This is a genomic window from Pseudomonas sp. FW300-N2A2 (assembly GCF_017351735.1).
Lineage (GTDB): Bacteria > Pseudomonadota > Gammaproteobacteria > Pseudomonadales > Pseudomonadaceae > Aquipseudomonas > Aquipseudomonas migulae.
In genome coordinates this window covers 15,476-37,899 of sequence record NZ_JACNDU010000029.1, presented here as the reverse complement: position 1 = coordinate 37,899, position 22,424 = coordinate 15,476, and the positions used below count along the sequence as shown (strand labels likewise).

At 61.1% G+C, this 22,424-nt stretch carries 18 protein-coding genes; 8 read left to right on the top strand and 10 right to left on the bottom strand.

The window, feature by feature from the left end:
- Positions 1–16 precede the first annotated feature (16 nt).
- Both metC and J4E42_RS24705 read left to right on the top strand, forming a co-directional pair.
- A complete protein-coding gene (gene metC / locus J4E42_RS24710) occupies positions 17–2,767 on the top strand; it encodes a cystathionine beta-lyase (protein ID WP_207286375.1) in 2,751 nt (916 codons plus the stop codon).
- Positions 2,768–2,833: 66 nt separating this feature from the next.
- Positions 2,834–4,060 carry an RtcB family protein gene (locus J4E42_RS24705; RefSeq protein ID WP_207286374.1) on the top strand — a complete coding sequence of 409 codons (1,227 nt, stop codon included), beginning with the start codon at positions 2,834–2,836 and terminating at the stop codon, positions 4,058–4,060.
- Between the two features lie 9 nt (positions 4,061–4,069).
- Here the strand turns inward: J4E42_RS24705 and J4E42_RS24700 are convergent, their stop codons facing one another.
- The 5 genes from J4E42_RS24700 to J4E42_RS24680 all read right to left on the bottom strand — a co-directional run bounded on the left by J4E42_RS24700 (position 4,070) and on the right by J4E42_RS24680 (position 7,370).
- On the bottom strand, positions 4,070–4,498 hold the full coding sequence (locus J4E42_RS24700) for a hypothetical protein (protein ID WP_207286373.1): 429 nt from the start codon (positions 4,496–4,498) through the stop codon (positions 4,070–4,072).
- A gap of 119 nt (positions 4,499–4,617) precedes the next feature.
- Entirely contained in the window at positions 4,618–5,031 is a 414-nt protein-coding gene (locus J4E42_RS24695) for a VOC family protein (protein ID WP_207286372.1), read from the bottom strand.
- A 188-nt stretch (positions 5,032–5,219) separates the two neighbouring features.
- Positions 5,220–5,891 carry a hypothetical protein gene (locus J4E42_RS24690; protein ID WP_207286371.1) on the bottom strand — a complete coding sequence of 224 codons (672 nt, stop codon included), beginning with the start codon at positions 5,889–5,891 and terminating at the stop codon, positions 5,220–5,222.
- 38 nt (positions 5,892–5,929) lie between these two features.
- Positions 5,930–6,532, bottom strand: coding sequence for a TetR/AcrR family transcriptional regulator (locus tag J4E42_RS24685; RefSeq protein ID WP_008032848.1), 603 nt, complete (start codon positions 6,530–6,532; stop codon positions 5,930–5,932).
- The gene (locus J4E42_RS24680; RefSeq protein ID WP_008032849.1) at positions 6,519–7,370 is read right to left on the bottom strand and encodes a 3-hydroxybutyryl-CoA dehydrogenase; all 852 of its coding nucleotides are present in this window, start codon (positions 7,368–7,370) and stop codon (positions 6,519–6,521) included. Before J4E42_RS24680 ends, J4E42_RS24685 begins: the two co-directional genes overlap by 14 nt.
- A 166-nt stretch (positions 7,371–7,536) precedes the next feature.
- Here J4E42_RS24680 and J4E42_RS24675 point away from each other — a divergent pair, with 166 nt between their 5' ends.
- The 3 genes from J4E42_RS24675 to J4E42_RS24665 all read left to right on the top strand — a co-directional run bounded on the left by J4E42_RS24675 (position 7,537) and on the right by J4E42_RS24665 (position 11,308).
- Positions 7,537–8,565, top strand: a complete 1,029-nt coding sequence (locus tag J4E42_RS24675) for an AraC family transcriptional regulator (RefSeq protein ID WP_207286370.1) — start codon at positions 7,537–7,539, stop codon at positions 8,563–8,565.
- 170 nt (positions 8,566–8,735) lie between these two features.
- Positions 8,736–9,326, top strand: coding sequence for a DUF6338 family protein (locus J4E42_RS24670; RefSeq protein ID WP_192226539.1), 591 nt, complete (start codon positions 8,736–8,738; stop codon positions 9,324–9,326).
- 167 nt (positions 9,327–9,493) lie between these two features.
- Positions 9,494–11,308 (top strand): ABC transporter ATP-binding protein, encoded by a 1,815-nt coding sequence (locus J4E42_RS24665; RefSeq protein WP_192226541.1) that lies wholly within the window; start codon positions 9,494–9,496, stop codon positions 11,306–11,308.
- Positions 11,309–11,311: 3 nt separating this feature from the next.
- Here the strand turns inward: J4E42_RS24665 and J4E42_RS24660 are convergent, their stop codons facing one another.
- The 3 genes from J4E42_RS24660 to J4E42_RS24650 all read right to left on the bottom strand — a co-directional run bounded on the left by J4E42_RS24660 (position 11,312) and on the right by J4E42_RS24650 (position 14,741).
- Positions 11,312–12,268: an alpha/beta hydrolase gene (locus J4E42_RS24660; protein WP_192226543.1), complete on the bottom strand. Its 957-nt coding sequence runs from the start codon at positions 12,266–12,268 to the stop codon at positions 11,312–11,314.
- 205 nt (positions 12,269–12,473) lie between these two features.
- Positions 12,474–13,472: an NAD(P)H-quinone oxidoreductase gene (locus J4E42_RS24655; protein WP_207286369.1), complete on the bottom strand. Its 999-nt coding sequence runs from the start codon at positions 13,470–13,472 to the stop codon at positions 12,474–12,476.
- Positions 13,473–13,529: 57 nt separating this feature from the next.
- A complete protein-coding gene (locus J4E42_RS24650; protein WP_207286368.1) occupies positions 13,530–14,741 on the bottom strand; it encodes a YbfB/YjiJ family MFS transporter in 1,212 nt (403 codons plus the stop codon).
- Positions 14,742–14,853: 112 nt separating this feature from the next.
- On the opposite strand from J4E42_RS24650, the gene J4E42_RS24645 reads away from it, so the two are divergent.
- Positions 14,854–15,729, top strand: a complete 876-nt coding sequence (locus J4E42_RS24645; RefSeq protein ID WP_207286367.1) for a LysR family transcriptional regulator — start codon at positions 14,854–14,856, stop codon at positions 15,727–15,729.
- Between the two features lie 106 nt (positions 15,730–15,835).
- Here the strand turns inward: J4E42_RS24645 and J4E42_RS24640 are convergent, their stop codons facing one another.
- Positions 15,836–16,558 (bottom strand): pirin family protein, encoded by a 723-nt coding sequence (locus J4E42_RS24640; RefSeq protein ID WP_008032862.1) that lies wholly within the window; start codon positions 16,556–16,558, stop codon positions 15,836–15,838.
- A gap of 327 nt (positions 16,559–16,885) precedes the next feature.
- Here J4E42_RS24640 and J4E42_RS24635 point away from each other — a divergent pair, with 327 nt between their 5' ends.
- Together J4E42_RS24635 and J4E42_RS24630 are read left to right on the top strand one after the other, a co-directional pair.
- On the top strand, positions 16,886–17,836 hold the full coding sequence (locus tag J4E42_RS24635) for a GlxA family transcriptional regulator (RefSeq protein WP_192226551.1): 951 nt from the start codon (positions 16,886–16,888) through the stop codon (positions 17,834–17,836).
- A gap of 176 nt (positions 17,837–18,012) precedes the next feature.
- Positions 18,013–19,497: a winged helix-turn-helix domain-containing protein gene (locus J4E42_RS24630; protein ID WP_008041159.1), complete on the top strand. Its 1,485-nt coding sequence runs from the start codon at positions 18,013–18,015 to the stop codon at positions 19,495–19,497.
- Here the strand turns inward: J4E42_RS24630 and J4E42_RS24625 are convergent.
- A complete protein-coding gene (locus tag J4E42_RS24625) occupies positions 19,462–22,266 on the bottom strand; it encodes a winged helix-turn-helix domain-containing protein (protein WP_207286366.1) in 2,805 nt (934 codons plus the stop codon). The genes J4E42_RS24630 and J4E42_RS24625 overlap by 36 nt on opposite strands.
- Positions 22,267–22,424: the final 158 nt, after the last annotated feature.

Sequence of the window (22,424 nt, the reverse complement as noted above, 5' to 3'; positions counted from 1 at the left end):
TTCAAGCGGGACTTCCATGAGCCAGACCGTAACCCCAGGGCAATTGCAACAGTGGCTGTTCGACGGGCAGGAAATCGCCCTGTTTGATGTGCGCGAACACGGCCAGTATGGCGAGGCCCATCTGTTTTTCGGGGTCAATCTGCCCTACAGCCGACTGGAACTGGAGGCTCGGCGGCTGGCGCCGAACCTTCAGGTGCGGCTGGTGATCTATGACCAGAGTGGCGGCGATGTCGCTACGCGTTCTGCCCAGCGTCTTCAGGCGTTGGGGTATGAGCGCGTGCACGTTCTCGAGGGTGGCGCCGATGGCTGGCAGGCTGCCGGTTATCAGCTGTTTGCCGGCGTGCATGTGCCGTCCAAGGCGTTCGGCGAATTGGTGGAAGAGGCCAGCCACACGCCGCATGTCACCGCGCAGCAGTTGGCCGAATGGCAAGGCCGTGGCGAGCCGCTGGTGGTGCTGGACGGCCGGCCGTTCGATGAATACCGCAAGATGACCATTCCCGGTTCCGTGTGCTGCCCGAACGGTGAGCTGGGCTATCGCATCCACGATCTGGTGCCGGATGACACCACGCCAATCGTGGTCAATTGCGCCGGCCGGACCCGCAGCATTATCGGCGCGCAAACGCTGATCAACCTGGGCTTGAAGAATCCGGTCTACGCGTTGGAGAACGGTACTCAGGGCTGGTACCTCGAAGATTTTCAGCTGGAGCACGGCAGCAGCCGTCGTTATGCCGATGCCGTGTCTGTTGCGCCCTTGGCCGCACAGCGTGTGGCCGCTGCCGGACTGGCGGAGCGGTCTGGGGTGAAAACCGTTGTGGCCCAGCAAGTCGCGCAGTGGGCCGAAGAGGTCGGGCGCAGTCTGTTTCTGTGCGACGTGCGCACTGCCGAGGAGTTTGCCGCTGGCAGTCTGCCCGGTTCACAACACACGCCGGGCGGGCAGTTGATTCAATCCACCGACCTGTATGTCGGCGTGCGTCAGGCGCGGTTGGTGCTGATCGACAGCGATGGTGTGCGTGCGCCGATTGTCGCGAGCTGGCTGCGCCAGTTGGGGCATGAGGCGTATGTGCTTGAAGGTGGCGTGAGCAGCGATCTGGCGTTGCCCGAGGCCGAAGTTGCCGCCCCTGAGGCATTGCCATCGATCTCGGTGCAGGCACTGTCTGACGCGTTGAAGGACGACACCGTCGCGCTGATCGATTTGCGCCCGAGCATGACCTTTCGCAAGGGCCATATTGCCGGCTTTCGCTGGTCGATTCGTTCGCTGCTCGCGACGCACGTAGCCGGTGAGCACCGGCCATTGGTCTTGGTGGCCGATGATCCATTGCTGGCCGCATTCGCGGCGCAGGAATTGCCGGAAACCCAGCGCGCACAACTGCGACTGCTGGAAGGCGGACTCGCTGCCTGGCGTGCGGCCGGATTCACCGTGCAGGAAAGTCCGGACACGCCGGCCAATGAACAGTGCATCGATTTCCTGTTCTTCACCCATGATCGGCACTCCGGCAACAAGGACGCGGCGCGGCAGTACCTGGCCTGGGAAATCGGCTTGCTGGCGCAGATGAGCGACGATGAGATCGCCAGTCTCAAACCGCTGCAACCTCACGCCACCGAGGACGCGCGGGTACGCACACGCCTGGTCCATTCGGCACGCACGGAGCAGGGCAGTGGCGGTCGTTCGGTCAACGTGCCGGTCACCCGTCTGAGCACGGTACTGTTCGACAACCTCGCGCAAATGCGTGACGCCCGTGCCCGCCGTGACACCGAGCGGGTGTTGAGTTACGGCGCGCGCGGCAATCCGACCGCGTTCGCCCTCGAAGACCTGGTCACCGAACTGGAAGGCGGTTATCGCACGCGACTGTTCGGCACCGGGCTGGCGGCGGTCGCGCAGACGTTTCTGGCCTACCTGCGCCCCGGCGATCATGTGCTGATCACCGATGCGGTGTACGCACCGGTGCGGCGTCTGGCCCGGGAATTTCTTGAGCCGTTCGGCATCCAGGTCAGCTACTTCGTCCCCGACGGCAGCGACTTGCAGGCGCAACTGCAAGCCAACACCAAAATGGTCTACACCGAAGTCCCGGGCTCCTTGCTGTACGAGCTCTGCGACTTGCCGGCCATCGCCGCCCTGTGCAAACCGCGAGGCATTCTGCTGGCCGTCGACAACACCTGGGGCTCGGGTTACCTGTACCGACCGCTGACCCTCGGCGCAGACATCTCGATCATGGCGCTGACCAAATACCTGTGCGGCCACAGCGATGTGGTCATGGGCAGCGTCTGCGTCCGTGAAGATGCCTGGCAACCGCTGGCCTCCATGAGCGACACCTTTGGCGTCACCGTCAGCCCGGATGACGCTTATCTGGTATTGCGCGGCGCACGAACCCTGGCACCGAGGCTGGAGGTGCATGAGCGCCAGGCGCTGGAAATCGCCCATTGGCTGCAAGCGCAACCGCAGGTGAAACGGGTGTTCCATCCGGCCTTGCCCGACCACCCTGGCCACACCTTGTGGCAACGGGACTTCAAGGGCAGCAACGGCTTGCTGTCCTTTGAGCTGAACGGGGCGGACGCCGCTTATGTCGAGCGCTTCATCGATGCGTTGCAGTTGTTCGGATTGGGCGCGTCCTGGGGCGGTTTCGAAAGTCTGATCACCGTGGCCGACACCCAGGATCGCCAGAGTGCGGCGGACCGTTCATTGAATCCGGTGCTGCGTTTGCACATCGGGCTGGAGGATGTCGAGGCGTTGATTGAGGATCTGCAACGTGGTTTCGCTGCGATATCATGAAGACTCAACGCACGGCTGAGTCTTCAGCACAGCGCCGGATCATCGGCCACCGGAAAGAACCGAATCATGCAAGACCGTACCTATCAACTGCTGGAAGTCGCCAACGGCAAACCGATCAAGCTCTGGACCGAAGGCGTTCCGGTAGAAAACGAAGCCAGGCAGCAATTGATCAACACCGCGAAGATGCCGTTCATCTTCAAGCACTTGGCGGTGATGCCCGACGTGCACCTGGGCAAGGGCTCGACCATCGGCAGTGTGATTCCTACCGTGGGCGCGATCATCCCCGCCGCAGTCGGGGTGGATATTGGCTGCGGCATGATCGCCGCGTGCACGTCGCTGACCGCCGCTGATTTACCGGACAACCTGCATGGCTTGCGTTGCGCGATAGAGAAAGCGGTGCCCCATGGGCGCACCGTTGGTCGTGGGGTGCGGGACAAAGGTGCCTGGGACAGCGTTCCGAAACAGGCCGATCATGCCTGGTCTGCCTTGAACCCACGGTTCAAGGCGATTACCGACAAGTACCCGAAACTCGCCAGCACCAACAATCGAGGGCACTTGGGCACGTTGGGCAGCGGCAACCACTTCATTGAGGTGTGCCTGGATGAGGCCAATCGGGTCTGGTTCATGCTGCACAGCGGCTCACGCGGGGTTGGCAACGCCATTGGCTGCTTGTTCATTCAACTGGCCCAGGCCGACATGCGCCAGCACATCGCCAATTTGCCGGACCGTGACCTGGCTTACTTCGAAGAAGGCAGCCGGCATTTTGATGATTACGTTGAAGCCGTCGGTTGGGCCCAGGATTTCGCCAGGCAGAACCGTGCGTTGATGATGCAATCGGTGATTCAGGCGGCACGGAAAGTGATCGGCAAGCCGTTCGACGTCGCCCTGGAGGCGGTGAACTGTCACCACAACTACGTGCAGAAAGAGCGGCATTTTGGTCAGGAAATCCTGGTCACCCGCAAAGGCGCGGTGTCGGCGCAGAAGGGGGAGCTGGGGATCATTCCGGGATCGATGGGCGCGAAAAGCTTCATCGTTCGCGGGCTCGGCAACGAGCAATCGTTCTGCTCCTGTAGCCACGGTGCTGGCCGCACCATGAGCCGTACCAAAGCGAAAAGCCTGTTCACCGTCGAAGATCAGATCCGCGCCACCGCCCACGTCGAGTGCCGCAAGGATGCGGCGGTGATCGATGAAATACCGATGGCCTACAAAGACATCGACCGCGTGATGCACGCCCAACGCGAGCTGGTGGAAGTGCTGCATACCTTGCGTCAGGTGGTGTGCGTGAAGGGTTAGGCGCGGCCGCTACCGATACTTGATCACGATCCCTTTGAGTTTGCGTCCCTCAATGGTTCTTACATCGCGAGCCCACAGCGGCCCGTTGACATAAGCGCCCATCGGTTGGATATGGTCGTAGACCACCACCACGGCATCGCCACCGAGCTTGGCTGACTCGTCCCGAAGTTTTCCTTCTACCTGGGTGATCGGGGGGGCGGGATCAACGCTGGCATCGATCAGCACTTCACCCAATCGAATGTGAGGGCGAAGGGGTTCGGTACGCAACACCACGACTTCACTGGCCAGCGTCGGCGCGGGATGCTCGACACCCACATAAGCAGTGGTCTGGGCATCGACCGTGGCGCAACCACTCAACGCCAGCAGGGTTCCGGCGAGCGCTGTCGCCAGCAGCGATATTTTCAAACGGGTGGACCAGGGCGCGTCATGGGCAGGCATGGTGGGTTTCCTCCGACGGTTCTGCTGCGAGGCGGGGTGGCCTGTTGACGGTAGCAGACGGTCCGGGAGTGTCCAGAACGCCCAGCCTTTTCAGGTTGGGCGTTTGCTTGCCGGTAAAGTCACTGATCCTTTTCGCAATTGACCATCCACGACACACCAAACCGGTCGACCAGCATCCCGAAACGTGCGGCCCAGAAGGTCGCTTCCAGGGGCATTTGCACGCTGCCGTCTTCCGCCAATGCGTTGAAGACCCGTTCCGCCTCGGCAATGCTGTCGACGTTCAGCGAGACCGAACAACCGGCCATGTCATCTGTGGGGCGATCAGGTGTGGTGTCCGACCCCATGATCGCCTGATCGCCCACCGACAGGCGGGTATGAATGATCAGGTTGTGCAGGTCCGGCGCAAAGTGCTCGCGCGCCGGGCTTTCACCGAAGGTCATCATGACGTCGAGCTGGCCTTGAAGGGCCTGGGCATAGAAAGTGAACGCGGCTTTGCAGTCGCCGTTGAAGATGAGGTAGGGATTGATTTTCATTGTTTGCTCCCGTTGCCAACAGACGGAGGTGGGTTTTCCTGTAGGAGCGAGCCTGCTCGCGATGGTTTCCAGAACGCCGCGTTTATCCAGACCGCACGCTCCTACAACGGCATTAGCAAAGCCTTAGAGGTGGTGATTGGCAAAAATCGTTTAGATGTTTTTTCTATTGAAACGGTGCGGGTTATCGCTCAATCCACGACCACCGGGATATCGTCTTCGCCCAGGCAGACCGTCAACTGTTGACCGGCCTTGTTGAAGGCGCAGTTCGGTAACGACTGTTGCTTGAAAATGGCCATGGGCACACCGACAAACAAGATGAGCAGCGTGGTCGCCACGGCCATTCGCCCCGACATTGCCGAGCGTGACGGCGATGTTTTTGAGGCGCGGCTTTTGATCCTCGAGCGGGCATACAGGCCGCTGCACAGCAACACTGCGCCGATCAGCATGGCCACGCCGATCTCCTGTCGACTGGTACTCAAAATCATTTGGTCGGCGTTGGCCGGATAGTTCAGTTGCCACCAGGCGCCAATGCCCACGGGCAAAAGTCCGGCGCTGATCCAGCCGTAGATTGATCCGGGCAAACGACACACAACGGCAAGCAACAGGCCGACGCTGGCAGCGCCCCAGCCCATCAGATAAAGCTGGGTTGCCATGCCTCCCCCCATAAAAGTGCCGCCGACATCGATGGGCGTTATCAGCAACCAGTCAAAGGCGGCGATGTGCAGAATCAGTACGAAGACGGCGATAGCGCTCAGGGGGTAGTAGAGCCATGACCAGAGGGTGCGGGGGCGGGATAACACACGAATTCCTTTTTGTGTTTGAGGGCGCGCCATTATGCGGCGTGGGTTTACGCTTTGCATCGGTGGCTCGCTCGATCCACTGAAACCGGTCCGGTTTCTCAGGCCGCTGCGCGAGGCACCGAGGGCCGCAGCAAACGCTCAATGGCCCCTGCCACGAGGTTTTCCAGCAGTTCATTACGCTCAGGCTCATCCAGCAGATGGTGCGCCAGCCAGCAGGGCGCGCTGTTCAGCAGATTGGCGATGGCATGTCCGGCGGCCTGTTGCGCCTGTTCACTGAGACGGGGTTTGGTCCCGAGCATCAGCAGCAATGTGCGTTCGTACTGTTCGCGCAACTGCCGAACGCGCGCCTGCTGTTCGTCATTCAGGCAGCCGCTGTCGCGTTCCACCAGACGAAAATGCCAGGGCATTTCCTGATGCAGATTCAAATGCGCGCGGATCAGGCTGTTGAGCCTGTCGCGCTTGGCCGGAGACTTTTGCTCGATGCGCCCCAGGGTTGCCAACAGCTCTTCGTAGAACTCCTCGATCAGGTCGAGCAGCAAGTGCTGTTTGCTGGGGTAATGGTGATACAACGAACCCGGGGAAAGCCCCAGGCACGTCGCGAGCTCACGCATGCCGACCTGACCGAAACCTTTGCTGGCAAACAGCTCCAGCACCTTGTCGCGGTACTCGGCGAAACGTGAGCAACGCTCAGGCATAGGCATGGAAGCCACGCCCCGTCTTGCGTCCCAGATAACCGGCGGCAACCATTTCCTTGAGCAGTGGCGCGGGGCGGTATTTGCTGTCGTTGAAGCCGTCGTAGAAGGCTTCAAGAATCGCCAGCACGGTGTCCAGGCCAATCAGGTCGGCCAGTGCCAGCGGGCCGATGGGCTGGTTGCAACCCAGGCGCATCCCGGCGTCGATGTCTTCGGCGCTGGCCAGGCCTTCCTGAAACACCAGGATCGCTTCGTTGATCATCGGCACCAGAATCCGGTTGACCACAAAGCCCGGACGGTTACCGGCGGTGATCGCGGTTTTGCCCAGGGTGGTTGCCATGTCCAGCGCCAGGGCGTGGGTTGCGTCGCTGGTTTGCAGGCCGCGAATCACTTCGATCAGGCCCATCACCGGCACCGGATTGAAGAAGTGCAGGCCGATGAAGCGCTCGGGCTGGCTGACGCTGGCGGCAAGTTGGGTGATCGACAGCGACGACGTATTGGAGGCGATCACACATTCGGCGCTGACCTGTGCGGCGATTTGTTGCAGCACGCGCAGTTTCAGGTCGAGGTTTTCGGTGGCGGCTTCGATCACCAGTTGCACGTTGTGCAAGCTGCTGTAGTCGGTGCTGGTGCGGATCTTGTCGAGGGCGGCGAGCTTTTGAGCTTCTGTCAGCGTGTCCTTGGCAACTTGCCGATCGAGGTTTTTGCCGACGGTCGCAACAGCCTTTTGCAGGGCGCTCTCGGAGATATCGATCAAGGTCACGTTGAACCCTGCCTGGGCGCAGACTTGTGCAATGCCGTTGCCCATGGTGCCTGCGCCGATCACGCCAATGTTTTGCAGATTCATGTACACGTCCTTCCGGTCAAACCCCGCGATACCTTGGCCGCCACAGCGGCCGAAGGCGTACTATTGGCCGCGAGTCTAGAACCGGCGGGGCGGTTGTCCTATGCCGGAACTGTTCAACGGTGCTGGTGTTTTTTGCCATTCGGGTGATGGGGAGCGAAGCGTTCAGATGCGGGAAAAGGATTCGGTGGCCGCCTACTTTGTGCAGGCGATGATCCATGGGCTGGGGGACAATCCTCAGCGGCGGCGGGCTGCGCTGGAACAGGCAGGTATCGACCCGGTGTTGATCGAACAGCCCGTGTCGCGGGTGCCGGCCAGTGCGTTTGCTGCACTCTGGTTGATCCAGATCCGCGAGCTCGATGACGAGTTCTTCCGGCTCGACTCCCACGGCATGCCGCCGGGCAGCTTCGCCCTGATTTGCCGGGCCTTGATTCAGGAACCAGACCTGCACAAAGCCATGCGCCAGTGCCTGAACAACTTTGCCCTGTTCCTTCGCGATTTTCGCGGCACGCTGACGGTGCGCGGCAAACGTGCAGTCATCAGCCTGGATAGCTGCGCGAAAAACGATGATGTTGCGCGTTTTGGCGAAGAGACTTTTCTGGTGCTGATGATCAGCCTGATGTGCTGGCTGGGTGGTCGGCGCATCCCCATCGACCGCGCGGACTTCCGCCATAAGCGCGTGTCCCTCAGCGATGACCGTTTGCTCTGGGGGCCGAACCTGACCTTCGGCGCCGAGCGCACCGAAATCGAATTCGCCAGCCACTACCTGCGCTTGCCGGTGGTCCAGGACCTGGCTTCGCTGAAAGTGTTTCTGCGCACCGCGCCGCATTGGCTGGTGATTCGCTTCCGCAACCAGCATGGGCTCGCGTCGCAAGTCCACCAGCGTTTGCGCAACAGCCACTACAGCCAATGGCCGACCTTGCAGGCCTTTGCTTTGGAACAACATCTGAGCCCCAGCACCTTTCGCCGCAAGCTGGAGCGGGAAGGGTGTTCGTATCAGGAAATCAAGGACGAGGTGCGGCGCGGGGTTGCGTTTGAGCAATTGCGGCAGAGCAAGGCCAGCATCGGTGACATTGCCGAGCAATTGGGCTTTCAAGAACCAAGTGCATTTCACCGGGCGTTCAAGAAGTGGACGGGGGAGAGTCCGGGGCGTTATCGAGCGCGGTTTTTGGAGCACGTGACGTCGGATCTGGATTGAGTTTTTGTCCAGTTTTTCCTTGTTGAATGTAGGAGGATTTTTCGCTTGTAGTCCCGCCTGTAGTCCCGAAATCTCTTGTGACGACAGCGCTTCAGCAGTGGATGACACAGGCTGTAGAGGTGCTGTATTTATTTGCTCCGGGACGAATTTTCAATGGATTGGAAAGGGCAATGGACAGCTTGATCAAGGACGTGATCCCGCTACTGCAGTATCTGCTTCCGGGGTTTTTAGCGGCGTGGATTTTTTACTCGCTCACGGCGTTCAAGCGCCCGGACACTTTTGGACAGATTGTCCAGGCACTGATTTTTACGTTTGTGATTCAGTCGCTGGTGGTCGGTTTGGAAGGACTGTTGCTACTGGCGGGAGAACGATTTTTTTCGATCGGCGTGTGGGACAGGAAATCGGAGGCGTTATGGTCGGCAGTGATTGCGCTGGTGATGGGGGTTCTTTCCTGTCATATCGCTCATGGCGACAGGCTTCATGCGTTACTCAGGAAACTGAAAATAACGGCTAAAAAATCGTTCCCTTGCGAGTGGTACAGTGCTTTTTCATCGAGACCGGGTTTCGTGATATTGCATTTGATCGGAGGGAAACGTCTGTTTGGCTGGCCAAGCGAATGGCCATCGGAGCCTGCTAACGGACAATTCGTTCTGGAGTTCCCTCGCTGGATCGATAGCGACGGCAATCTGTTACCTGGTAGGGCAAAGGCCCTGGTTATTGATGTATCAAAAGTGAGTTGTGTCGAATTCGCAAAACAATAGGGTGATCAAATGTCATGCAAAGCGCCGACTGAAATGCCGCCTGAGCTGAGGCGGATGATGGAAGAGTGGGAAAATGGTGGCCCTCTTCCCCCCGGGCTGGTGTTCCCCATCGGGCCTTCACCTTTACGAAAAGAAATGACGAAACCGCGCAAGCGCAACCGATAAACATGCCAGCGGCCCTTTCCCGCGTCACCTCATTGCTCGATCAGGCCAGACGCGCTTTGCTCCTGGTCTGGGCAACTTCTCGCGGGTTGTTTCTGGGCCTGGTGCTGGCGACCCTGATCGCAGGCGTACTCCCGGCATTGGCTGCCTGGCTGGGCCAACGCATTGTCGACGCGGTGGTTTTCGCCATGCAACTGCACGCGCAGCAGGGCAGTGCGCCGTTGTGGCCGGTGGTGCGTTACGTGCTGTTTGAAGCCGGCGTGCTCGCGTTGCTGTCCGGGACCCAGCGGGCGCTGTCGGTTCAGCAATCGCTGTTGCGAGTGCAGTTGGGGCAGAAGGTCAACACAATGATTCTGGAGAAAGCCCAGACGTTGTCGCTGGTCCAGTTCGAGAATTCCGAGTTCTACGACAAGCTGGTGCGGGTCCGGCGCGAGGCGTCGACCCGGCCGTTGGCGCTGGTGATGAAGTCGTTGGGGTTGATCCAGAACCTGATCGTGCTGATCAGTTTTGGCGTGTTGCTGGTGCATTTTTCGCCGTGGGCGCTGGTGTTGTTAGTGGTGGGTGCGTTGCCGGTATTTTTTGCCGAAGCACATTTTTCCGGGGACGCCTTCAGGCTGTTTACCCGTCGTGCGCCGGAGAGTCGGCAACAGAACTACATCGAGACGCTGCTCTCCCACGAGGGCTACATCAAAGAGGTCAAACTGTTCGGCTTCGCGCCACTGCTGTTGAAGCGTTATCGCGATACGTTCGCGCGTCTTTACGCTGAAGATCGTCGGCTGACCCTGCGCCGCGATGGCTGGGGTTTTGTTCTGGGATTACTGGGCACGGGGGCGTTTTATCTGGCCTACGCGTGGGTGGTGGTCGACACCGTCCACGGCAGCATCACCCTCGGCCAGATGACCATGTACCTGGTGCTGTTCAAGCAGGGGCAGACCGCAGTGAGCAGCAGCTTGAGCGCCATCAGTGGTCTTTACGAAGACGGACTGTATCTGTCCAGCCTCTATGAATACCTGGCTGAGCCCGTGGTGGCCGACTCCGGCAGCCTGACCGTAGGCGCGCTGCCCGGCGATGGTCTGCGGTTCGAAAACGTCGGGTTCAGCTATCCGGGCGCGAGCCGCGCGGCGCTGGAGGGCATCGATCTGCACCTCGTGCCGGGGCACAGCGTGGCGCTGGTGGGGGAGAACGGTTCGGGCAAGACCACGCTGATCAAGCTGCTGACCCGCCTGTACCGTCCCGACCAGGGGCGCATCCTGCTGGACGGCAGTGACTTGCAGGCATGGGACGAAGATGCGCTGCGTCGGCGTATCGGCGTGATTTTCCAGGACTATATTCGCTACCAGTTCTCCGTGGGCGAGAACATCGGTGTCGGTGACACCCTGGCGTTCAACGATGAGCAGCGCTGGCAAGCCGCTGCCGCCGAGGGCATGGCCGCGCCTTTCATTGAGCGTCTGGATCGCGGCTATGCCACCCAATTGGGCCGCTGGTTCGCCGGCGGCCAGGAACTGTCCGGCGGGCAATGGCAGAAGATTGCCTTGTCCCGTGCCTACATGCGCCGTGACGCCGATATCCTGATTCTGGATGAGCCGACCTCAGCCCTCGACCCGGCGGCGGAAGCGGCGGTGTTCGAGCATTTCAGTCAGCACACCGAAGGCCGCATGACGCTGTTGATTTCCCACCGTTTTTCCAGCGTGCGTAATGCCGACCACATCATCGTGCTGGATCAGGGTGCGATCCTTGAACGCGGCGATCACGCCAGTCTGGTGGCCGCCGGAGGGCGTTACGCGCAATTGTTCAACTTGCAGGCGCGAGGTTATCGCTAAACGTCAGGAGTCCTGAGAGCCGCGTGAGATTGCAGGACCGGCCATCTGCGGCGGTTTTGCTTTCATCAGGCCTTCAAGTGCCTGGCGATACTGGGTGCCGCCCAAACTCATGCTGTTGTTGTGCGTGCCGCCCGGCACCAACAACAGGCGCTTGGGCTCGCTGGCCGCGTTGAACAACTGCTGGCTGAAGCGCGAAGGCATGAATGTATCGGCCAGGCCATGCACGACCAGCAGCGGCATGTCGATGTCGACGATCTTGTCGATGGAATCGAATTTCTGCGACAGCAGCCAGCGCACCGGCAGCCATTTCACCGGCAAGTTGCTTTCGGCCACTTGGGCCACGGCATCGCCCAGTGACGTGAACGTGGACTCGATCACCAGACCGCGCACCGGGACGGCGGCATGGTTCTTTTTCGCCTGTGCGGCCAGGTCTGACGCGAGGTCGATGGCTACCGCACCTCCGAGGGAATGGCCGTAGATCAGGCGCTTGCTGGCGTCCGGTTGCATCGTTGTGAAGCGTTCCCAGGCTGCTCGCGCGTCTTCATACACACTGGCTTCCGACGGCAGATCGCCTTTGCTCTGACCAAACCCGCGGTAGTCGATCGCCAGGACGGAATAGCCCATGGCGCGCAATTGTTCGATGCGAAACGCCTGGCCGGTGAGGTTCCAGCGCACACCGTGCAAATAGAGGATCGAAGGCGCATCACGACGAGCCGCCGGCCACCACCAGGCATGCAGGTTTTGCCCATCCTTGAAACTGGCGGGCTGGATGTCGAATTCTTGAACGTCCTTCGGCAAACCGCGATACCAGCCCGCTGTGCCCGGCTCGATACGGAACAGCAGCTCGCGCTCGGTGTGCTCAAGTACGCCGCAACTCACCGGCAGACCGACAATCAGCGCGGCCATGCACAGCAAGGGCAGCCAGCGTCGGCGCAGACGTGTGAGCGGGGAGGAGGGCATCGGATGGTCCGTCGGTAAAAAACTGAAGTCCGGTTTTTAACAGAAGCGTGTCGGCGGGGGGAACATTTTCGACAGCCGTTCACCAACCCTCCTTGTAGGAGCAAGCTTGCTCGCGATGACGGGGGCACATTAAGCAATGCTGTCGACTGACACACCGCTATCGCGAGCAAGCTTGCTCCTACAGAGGGGGCGCCACGATTGCGGATCAATCCACCCGCAACACAATCTTGCCAATGTGCTCGCCACCTTCCATCCGCGCATGCGCCTGTGCCGCCTCGGCCAACGAATAAACCTTGTCGATCATCGGCAAGCAACGCCCGGCAGCGAGCACCGGCCACACGTATTCGCGCAACTGCTCGGCAATCGAGGCTTTTTCTTCCACGGTGCGTGGGCGCAGCAACGAGCCCGTCACGATGGCGCGTTTGCTCATGATCGCCAACAGGTCGACGTCCTTGGCGTGGGCGCCGCCGAGAAAGCCCAGCATCACCAGTCGACCTTCCATGCCCAGCGCCGCGATGTTCGAATTCAGGTACGAGCCGCCCATGATATCGAGGATGACATTGACGCCCTTGCCGGCGGTTTTTTCCTGGATGACCTGGGCGAAATCCTGATCGCGATAGTTGATCGCTTCGGCGCCCAACGCACGGATCGCCGCGCACTTTTCCTCACTGCCCGCCGTGGCGAAGGCCTTGACGCCGAATTCGCGACACAGCATCAAGGCGGTCGTGCCGATGCCGCTGGTGCCGCCATGGATCAATGCGCGCTGACCTTTGGCAGCGCCGCCCATGTCAAACAGGTTGGCCCACACGGTGAAGAAGGTTTCCGGGACCGCCGCCGCGTGCACCCAATCCATGCCTTGAGGAATCGGCAGCGTCTGGCCGGCCGGCGCGACGCAGTATTGTGCGTAACCGCCGCCGTTGGTCAGCGCGCAGACGTTGTCGCCGACGATAAATTCGCTGACACCTTTACCGACCGCCACCACTTCACCGGCCACTTCCAGGCCCGGAATCGGGCTCATGCCGGGTTTCATCGGGTACTTGCCGGCACGTTGAATCACGTCGGGGCGATTGACCCCGGCAGCGTGTACGCGAATCAGTACTTCGCCCGGCCCCGGGGTTGGTACTGACGCCTGGCGTGGCTTTAATACCTCAGGGCCGCCGGGTTCGGTGATTTCGATCAGGGTCATGGTGTGGGGCAGATTCATGTGAGTGTCCTGTCTGGAAATGTTCAGTAAGTGGGACCACATCAAGCCGTCGTTGACTCAGCTCAATACAGGTTGCAGCCGGCCGCGACGATTCAGCAAGCGCATGCCCTGTTCCAGCAGCAGGGCTATGACAATGGCGCCCGCTGCGAGGATGAACAACAGCGCATGATGCCCGCCGCTGGCGTTGAACAACGCCGAATACGCAAACCCGGCAATCGCCTGGAAGGTGGCGAACGACACGGTGGCGCGACTCCAGGCAATCTGCTGTTGATGATGGTTCGGGATCAGTTCGTGAACCCGGGCCAATGCCAGCGGCACGATACCCGGCGGGAACGAGCCGAGGATCACCGCCAGCAAGGCCAGCGCAGTGAAAGCACTTGAAATCGACAGCAAACCGACCGCAACTGCCTGCACCACCAGCACCAGGCGAATGCTCAGCCGTGCGCCCAGTTTGTCAGCCAGAAAACCATAACTCACCGGCCCGATAATCGCGCCGAGGCCGTACATCACCCAGATAAGAGCGCCAATGTGCGCGCCAGCCCCGAGCCCGCGGGCAACGTAATCCACCAGGAACACCATGGCGGGCACGAGTCCGGCAGCCATGAACGCGTATTGGGCGAACAGCAGGTAAACGTTCGGGTCAGTCGGCATCGTCGAGGGTTCGGCGGACGGTGCCGCGATGGCCGAGTGCGTGGCTGACGGCCAACCGAACCAACTGGCGACGGTCAGCACCAATGCCAGCGCGCCGAGACCGAACCAGGTGTTCTGCAAACCCAGGCTTAACAGCGGCGGCACAATCGTCCCGGAGCCGGCGATACCCAAACCGATGCCCAGGAAAATCGCACCACTGGCCAGCCCTCGGCGGGAGGCCGGCACATGCGGCAGCACGGTCGCGGCCACCAACACCATGATCGCGCCGCCAGCGACGCCCGACAGCAAGCGCCAGCCGAAGAACCAGCTCACCGACAACGGAAAGCCACACGCGAAAAACGACAGCGTCACCGCCAGCATCATCAGGCGCAGGGCGCTTTTGTTGGAGGTCCGACGGGCCAGCGGATGGCCGATCAGCGCACCAATCAGGTAACCCACCAGATTGGCGGCGCCGAGGTACACCACGTCGCTGGCAGAAAACCAGTGCGCCTGGATCAATGAGGGAATCAACGGCGTGTAGGCGAACCGCGCCAGGCCGATGCTGACCAGGCTGGCGCAGAGGCCGGCGAAAATAGGCAGCCAGATGGCGCTGCGCGGGGTGGTTGATGTGCTGGGCATGGGAGCCGTCCTCCAGGTTTATCTATGGTGCCCAGCTTATCCAGATTCATTGATGCAATAACGCAGCGATTTTGCGTTATGGTGATGCGTATATGCAGCAGTGGAGAAACCTATGAATTGGGATGACGCCAGGGTGTTTTTGGCCGTATGCCGGGAATCGACGTTACGTGGCGCGGCGCGGGTGCTGGGGGTCGATCAGGCCACCGTCGGGAGGCGGATCACGGCACTGGAGAAGTCCTTGAGTGCGACGCTGTTTCTGCGCACTTCGGAGGGATACGCGCTGACAGCCGTCGGTGAAGCAGCGTTGAAAGCCGTGGAGAAAATGGAGCACTCCGCACTGGAGATGCAGCGCCAGATTCAAGGGCTCGACGACCGGCTGACCGGTATCGTTCGGGTCAGCACCACGGACTCCATGGCCATCGACTTCCTGATCCCGGCGATTGCCCGCTTGCACGCACAGCACCCCGACGTGCGCGTGCAACTGGATGCCTCGACGCAGATTCTGAGCCTGTCGAAACGCGAAGCCGACATCGCCGTGCGCAACACCCGGCCAGACAATCCGGACCTGATCGCCCGACGCATCGCGCGTTGGCCGGTGGGCCTGTTTGCCTCCCGGGAGTATGTGGACACCCACGGTGTGCCGGCACCGGGTTCGGCGTTCGAGGGGCATGACCTGGTGGTGTATCAGCCGTATTTGCAGAGCAACAAAGACATCACGCTGGTCTCGGAACCGTTGGGGCGCGGGCGCATCGTTTCGAGCCTGAGTTCCAGTCTGCTGGTGCGCCGGGCGATTGCCGCGGGGATCGGGCTCGGGGAAATTCCGGTGTACATGGGGGAGCGCGACGGGCTGGTCAGGCTATGGCCGGAACGCACACGGCCGGTGCCGTACGACATATGGCTGGTGACGCACGAGGACTTGCGGCATACCGCGAGGGTGCGGGTGGTGATCGATGAGATTGTGGCGGGGTTTGCGGGGACAGGGGAGTGACGGCTGAAAGATCGCCACCTCGCTGCGCTCGACAGCTCCTACAGGTACACGCAAATCCCTGTAGGAGCTATCGAGCGCAGCGAGGTGGCGATTACTTCACACAGGATTACGGCATTTCAGGCAATTCCTGAGGACGCAGGTCGAACACCAGCACTTCGGCATCCACGCCGTTGCTCAGGGTCAGCAACTGTTCATCGCGAACCCGCACGCCATCGCCTTCCTGCAATTGCAGGCCGTTGAGTTCGACGCTGCCGCGCGCCACATGCACGTAGGCATAACGATTGGCGGCCAGTTCCAGCGTGGCGCTTTCCTTGCCATCGATCAGGCCGGCATACACCCGCGCATCCTGGCGCACCTTCAACGAACCGTTTTTCCCCTCGGGGGAGATGATCAGTTGCAGACGCCCGCGTTTCTTCTGTGTATTGAAATGCTCTTGCTGATAGCGCGGTTTGGCGCCGCTGACGTCCGGCACGATCCAGATTTGCAGGAAGTGCACGCCACGGGTCGCCGAGTGGTTGTACTCGCTGTGTGCCACGCCGCTGCCGGCACTCATCAGTTGCACGTCACCAGGGCGGATCACCGAACCGGTGCCCAGGGTGTCCTTGTGTTCCAGGGCGCCTTCAAGCACGTAGGAGAAAATCTCCATGTCACGGTGTGGGTGCTGGCCAAAGCCTTTGCCGGCCGCGACGCGGTCATCGTTGATCACCAGCAGGTCGGAAAAACCCTGCTCTTTCGGGTTGCGGTAGTTGGCGAAGGAAAAGGTATGGAACGACTTCAACCAACCATGATTGGCCAAGCCGCGATCGGAAGCTTTGCGAAGGGTCAGCATGATGAAATCTCCTGTGGGGACGTTGATTCGTCCGAGTGAGGAGAAGGTTAATGTTTATCCTGTAGTGCAATAAGTAGATGAAAATTGAAATACTGTCCCGTATGGGTTGACAATAATAAGCAGACTGATCCCCCCGCACTTGGCCATAATGCACAGCACAGTCTTCATGCCATGCACGTAACCTTGTAGGAGCCGGCTTGCCGGCGATAGCGGTGTGTCAGTCGCTAACAATATCGGCTGATGTACCGCCATCGCCGGCAAGCCGGCTCCTACAGGGGTTACGTGTACGGCCAGTATTCTTTTTTTGATTTCAGTGATTTTGAACCCATGAAAACCGTGGCAATGGTGCTGTTCCCTGATTTTCTCCTGCTCGACATGGCCGGGCCCATGGAGGTGTTTTCCATCGCCAATCGTTATCTGGAACCGGCCGAGCGTTACGTGTTGTCGACCATCGGCACCGAGCACGGCGCGTTGCGTGCCTCCAACGGTGTCAACGTGCAGGCCGATGTGCATATCGATCAGGCGGATCAGGCGTATGACCTGTTGCTGGTGCCGGGCGGCCCCGGGGCCTACAACGAAAAACACCCGCCGTTGCTCGGCTGGCTCAAAGGTGCGGTTAAGCGGGCCGGACGTTATGGCTCGATCTGCACCGGCGCATTCGTGCTCGGGCATGCCGGCCTGATTGATGGCTACCGTGTCACCACCCACTGGCATTACACCGAACGGCTGATCAAGGGGTTCCCGAAGGCGACGGTGGAGACCGATCAGATCTTTGTTCAGGACCGCAACCTGATCACCTCCGGCGGCGTCACTGCCGGCATTGACCTGGCACTCGCCGTGGTTGCCGAAGACCATGGCAAGAAAGTCGCCCAGGACGTGGCCAAGGTGTTGCTGGTGGTGATGAAACGTCAGGGCGGACAGGCGCAATTCAGTCCGTTGATGGCGACGGTGGCCCCTCACGAAACACCGGTGACGCGCGTGCAGAATTATGTGCTCGACCACCTCGACGAAGCCTTCAGCATCGAGCGCATGGCCGGCCTGGCCACCATGAGTCCGCGTCATTTCGCCAGGGTGTTCGCCCGGGAAGTGAACATGACGCCGATGGAATTTCTCCAGAGCGCACGTATCGACTGTGCGAGAAATCTGTTGGAAACCAGTGACTTGCCCCTCAAGACCGTGGCTTTCAAAAGTGGTTTCGGCAGTGTGCGGCACATGCGGTTTTTGTTCAGTGAAAAACTCGGGTTGACCCCGTCCCAGTACCGCGAACAGTTCAGCTAGTGCCTTTTTGTCCGTTCTGCGCACCGTGATGGCTGTAACGCTCCCACCATGGTCGTTGTTCCGTCACCGAGGCCTGCGAAGATACCCGTGAACTCTTTGTAATGGAGGCGCGAGCCTGGCGCGCAATGGAAATGACAATCCGTTGAGCCGCTTAGGGTTTGCGCACGTGGACCTGCATGAACAGCGTCAGTGATTTGAACAACGAAGCGGTGCTGCGATTCGGCCCTTATGCGTTTCACCTGCGGCAACGGCTGATCCTCGACGGGGACCGGCCGCTGCGCATGGGCGGGCGGGCCCTGGATATCTTGCAGGTGCTGGTCCAGCGCGCGGGCAACGTGGTCAGCAAGGACGAACTCATCGCACTCGTCTGGCCGACTTCGGTGGTCGAGGAGATCAACCTGCGCGTGCACATCGCCGCGCTGCGTCGCGCACTGGGCGACGGGCAGGACGGGCAGCGCTACATCGTCAACATTCCCCAGCGCGGTTATAGCTTTATCGCAGCCGTGCAGCGGGTGCCGGCGAGTACGCTGGCCTCGATCGAAACCGTTCAGAAACCTCAACACAACCTGCCCGCGCGCCTGTCGCCGGTGATCGGGCGCGATTCGCTGGTCGGCAGTCTGGTCCGGCAGTTACCGGTTCGGCGCCTCATGACCCTGACCGGTCCCGGCGGCATCGGCAAGACCACCGTGGCGTTGCGCGTCGCCGAACTGCTCTTGCAGCATTACCAGGATGGGGTCTGGCTGGTGGATCTGGCGGTGATCGATGACCCTGCGCAGGTGGTCGATCATCTGACCCGGGCGCTTGAGCTGGGCGTCGGAACCACCCTGGAGACATGGGCGCAACGTCATGCGTTATTGGTGCTCGACAATTGCGAGCACCTGCTCGAACGCTGCCGGACACTGGTCGAGGACCTGCTGATGGCGGCGCCACGCCTGTCGATCCTGGTAACCAGTCGCGAGCCGCTCCAGGCGCAGGGGGAAACGGTCCAGCGTTTGCCGCCACTGGCGGTGCCTCCGGCTTCGGCGTTGCACAGTGTGGCCGAAGCGATGGGCTATTCGGCGGTGCAACTGTTCGTCAGCCGTGCCCGTGCTCGTCAGCAAGGCTTTGTGCTGCGCGAACAAGACCTCAAGGTCGTGCGCGAAATCTGTCGCCGGCTCGATGGTCTGCCCCTGGCCATCGAACTGGCGGCGGCGCAGATTGATGCGTTGGCGCTGGTGGGCCTGCAAGCTCAACTGGACAATTGTTTTCAGCTGCTGACCCAGGGCCGGCGCACCGCCGTGCCCCGGCATCAAACCTTGAAAGCGGCGCTGGACTGGAGCTATGAGCAACTGAGCCCGCTGGAGCAAACCGTGTTGCAGCGTCTGTCGGTGTTCAAGATGGCCTTTACGCTGGATACCGCCATTGGCGTGATCAGTTGCGCGGCATTGCTGCCTGCCCGCTTGATTGAAGGGGTGGAAAGTCTGGCGCTCAAATCGTTGCTATCGCTGGAGCAGGGCGGCGGACTGGCCCGCTACCGTTTCCTCAACACCACCCGCACCTACGCCCTGGAGAAACTCGAGGGCAGTGGTGAATTGCGTACCGTTGAAATGCGTTACGCCCGCTACATCAGCCGGGCGCGGTGGGTATCAAGCGGGCAAGTGGCGCTGCAACTCATCGAGTAACCGGCGGACTTTCGTCAGGTCCGGTGTGGCAAAACCTTCGGTGAACCGGTTGTAGATCGGCGCCAACAGCGTATGGGCTTGTCGGTGCCGGCCCTGACGCTGCCAAAGCTGTGCCAGCGAGGTAGCGCTGCGCAGTTCCCAGGCCAGGGCGCCCTGATGGTTGGCGACGTTCAAGGCCCTGATCAGCAAGGCCTCGGCCGCGTCGGTGTTCAACGGGCACTCTTGCGCCAGAAGCGCCTCAGCCCTGGCTCGCAGGATCTCCGCCGTGTTCCAGCCCGCCATGCCGGTATCCGCCCGTTGTGACAAGTCGTCATCGACGAAACCGGTGTCCAGCGTCACCATGATGTCCTTGATCAACCCCTCGCCGGGCAGAAGGGAGGAGCGCAGCTCGGTGTGATCGATGACCTGTGCGTAGTGCATGGCCCAGGTGTAGAACAGCAGCACCGAGTGTTTTTGCGCTTGTTCCAGCAGCAGTCGCAAGAGTTCGCGCGCGGTGCGGGTGTCGCCGTTGTAGTGGGCGATCAGGCAACCGGCCAGCGCCAGGGTGTAGCAGATGGACGTGCCGTGGTTGATCTGCATCGCGATGTCCAGCGCTTGCCGGGCGGTGCGCCACGCCTGTTCCGGCCGGCCTTGCAGCCAGAGGATGCGCGCCAGAATGGTCAGGGCGGCGACGCTCTGGTCGTACTGCACGCCAAAACCGTGGGTGAAGCGGTTGAGGTGGCCGCTCTGGGCCATGCGCTGCAGCACCTCTTCGGCATTCACCCGCGCCTGTTCCTGATTCCCGGCAAAGTGCAGCGCCAGCACCCGCAAACGGTGGGTGCTGAGGGACAACACTTCGTCGCCGTGCAACCCCAACCGGTCGAACTGCTGGCTCTGCTCCAGGGCCATTTGATAGTTGGCACAGCAGAGGTTGACCGCCATGTGCCCGGACACCGCACGCAACTGACCGGCCACGTCGTTGCAGTGCCTGGCCAGCGTTCTGGCGCTGACGAAGGCCTCGACGGTTTCCGCCGTGCCGCCCTGGGTGTGGTAGCAGGCGCTGCCGAGGGCCAGTTTGAGGGCCATTTTCAGCCGGGGGCAGGGCTCGGGCGCGGCATCCAGCAGGGCCAGCGCCTTGCGCACATACACGCCGTGCTCCTTGAGCAGCGACATTTCCTGCCAGAGCGGCGTCGATGTCGCGGTCAGGCGGATCGCCAACGTCTGCGGCCCTTGTGCGTCCAAGCCCCAATCGAGGGCTGCGCGAATATCTTCCAGACTGCGTGCATAACGCTCGATCCACGTCGCCGTCGCGATCAGCTCCCAGTCCTGCTGGGCCTGATGCATCAAGGCCAGGCAACGCTCGGCGTGGCGTTCGCGGGTGCCCGGCAGGTCGGCGGCCTGGTCGAGTTTTTCCAGGGCGTAGCTGCGCGTAGTGTCGAGCAGGCGGTAGAACACTTCTTCGTCGCCGACCTCGACGTTCAGCAGCGACTTGGCCACCAGTTGTGTGATCGAGCCAAACACCTCACAGGGTTCGATATGTTCGCCGACGATCACTGCTGCTGCCGACTCCAGGGTGAAGCCGCCTCTGAACACGCTCAGTCGGCGCAGGCAGGTTTGTTCGCAGGCACTCAGCAGTTCGAAACTCCAGTCCAACGTGGCGCGCAAGGTTTGATGGCGACCCAAGGTGGTCTGGCAGCCTTGGGTGAGCAGGCGAAAACTGCCTTGCAGTTGCGTGAGCAAGCCGCCCACGCCGAGGCCGCCGACTTGCGCCGCCGCCAGTTCAATCGCCAGGGGAATACCGTCCAGGCGCCGGCAGATTTCAATCGCCAGCGGCAGCTCGTCATCGCGCAGTTCGAAACTGTCGTGGCTGGCCATCGCCCGTTCGACAAACAACTGCAAGGCCGAAAAGCTCAGGGCCTGCGCGCGGTCGAGCACGGCAATGGGCGGCGGGCAGTCCAGTGACTCAAGACGTTGAACGAACTCGCCTTCGGCCCGCAGGCTCTCGCGGCTGGTGGTCAGAATGTGCACGTCGGGCGCGGCGCGCAGGATGCTTTCGCTCAACACGGCGATGGCGTCGAGCAGGTGTTCGCAGTTGTCGATCACCAGCAGCATCTGCCGGTCGCGCAAAAATGCGGGGAGGCCGCTCATCGGGTCGGTGTCATGCAACGACAGTTCGAGCAGCGTCGCCAGATGCGCGCTGATCATCGATGGATCGTTGATCGGCGCCAGGTCCAGCAGACGAATGCCATCGCGGTAGCGCCCGATCAATTGCTCGGCAACGCGCAGGGCCACGGTGGTTTTGCCGATGCCGCCGGGGCCGACCAGCGTGATGAAACGCTGGCGTGACAACTGGACCACCAGGCTGTCGACGAGAGACTGGCGACCGATCATGCGTGTACGTCGCACGGGCAGGTTGTGGCCGTTCGGTGCGGGGGCTTCATTCGCCGGATGTTGCTCGATGTGCTCCAAAGAGAACGGCGCGACAAAGCTGTAGCCGCGCTGGGCCACGGTGACGATGTAACGCTGGCCGTTCTGGCCGTCGCCGAGGGCTTTGCGCAACGCCGCCATGTGCACCCGCAGGTTGATGTCTTCGACAACGCTTTTGGGCCAGACCCCGGCGATCAGTTCCTGTTTGCTGACCACATTTCCGGCGTGTTCCAGAAGGATCAACAGAATATCCATGGCACGCCGACCCAGGCGCAGGGGCTGGTCGGCCTCCATCACCAGGCGTTGTCCGGGATAGATCCGGTAAGGGCCGAAATGGATGGCCTGTTCGGGGGAAAGGGTCAACGGGTCACTCCTGCTTGCAGCCGTCTGGTACGCGGTTACCGAGCATATTCGTCAGGTTTGTTCATTCGCGCAATGCGCTGGCCAACTGACTGCCGGGTGTTCACTTGGACTGCCGGTTTACGATCCTCCCTGTTCTTTGCGTTTTTACTGGGCGCGGC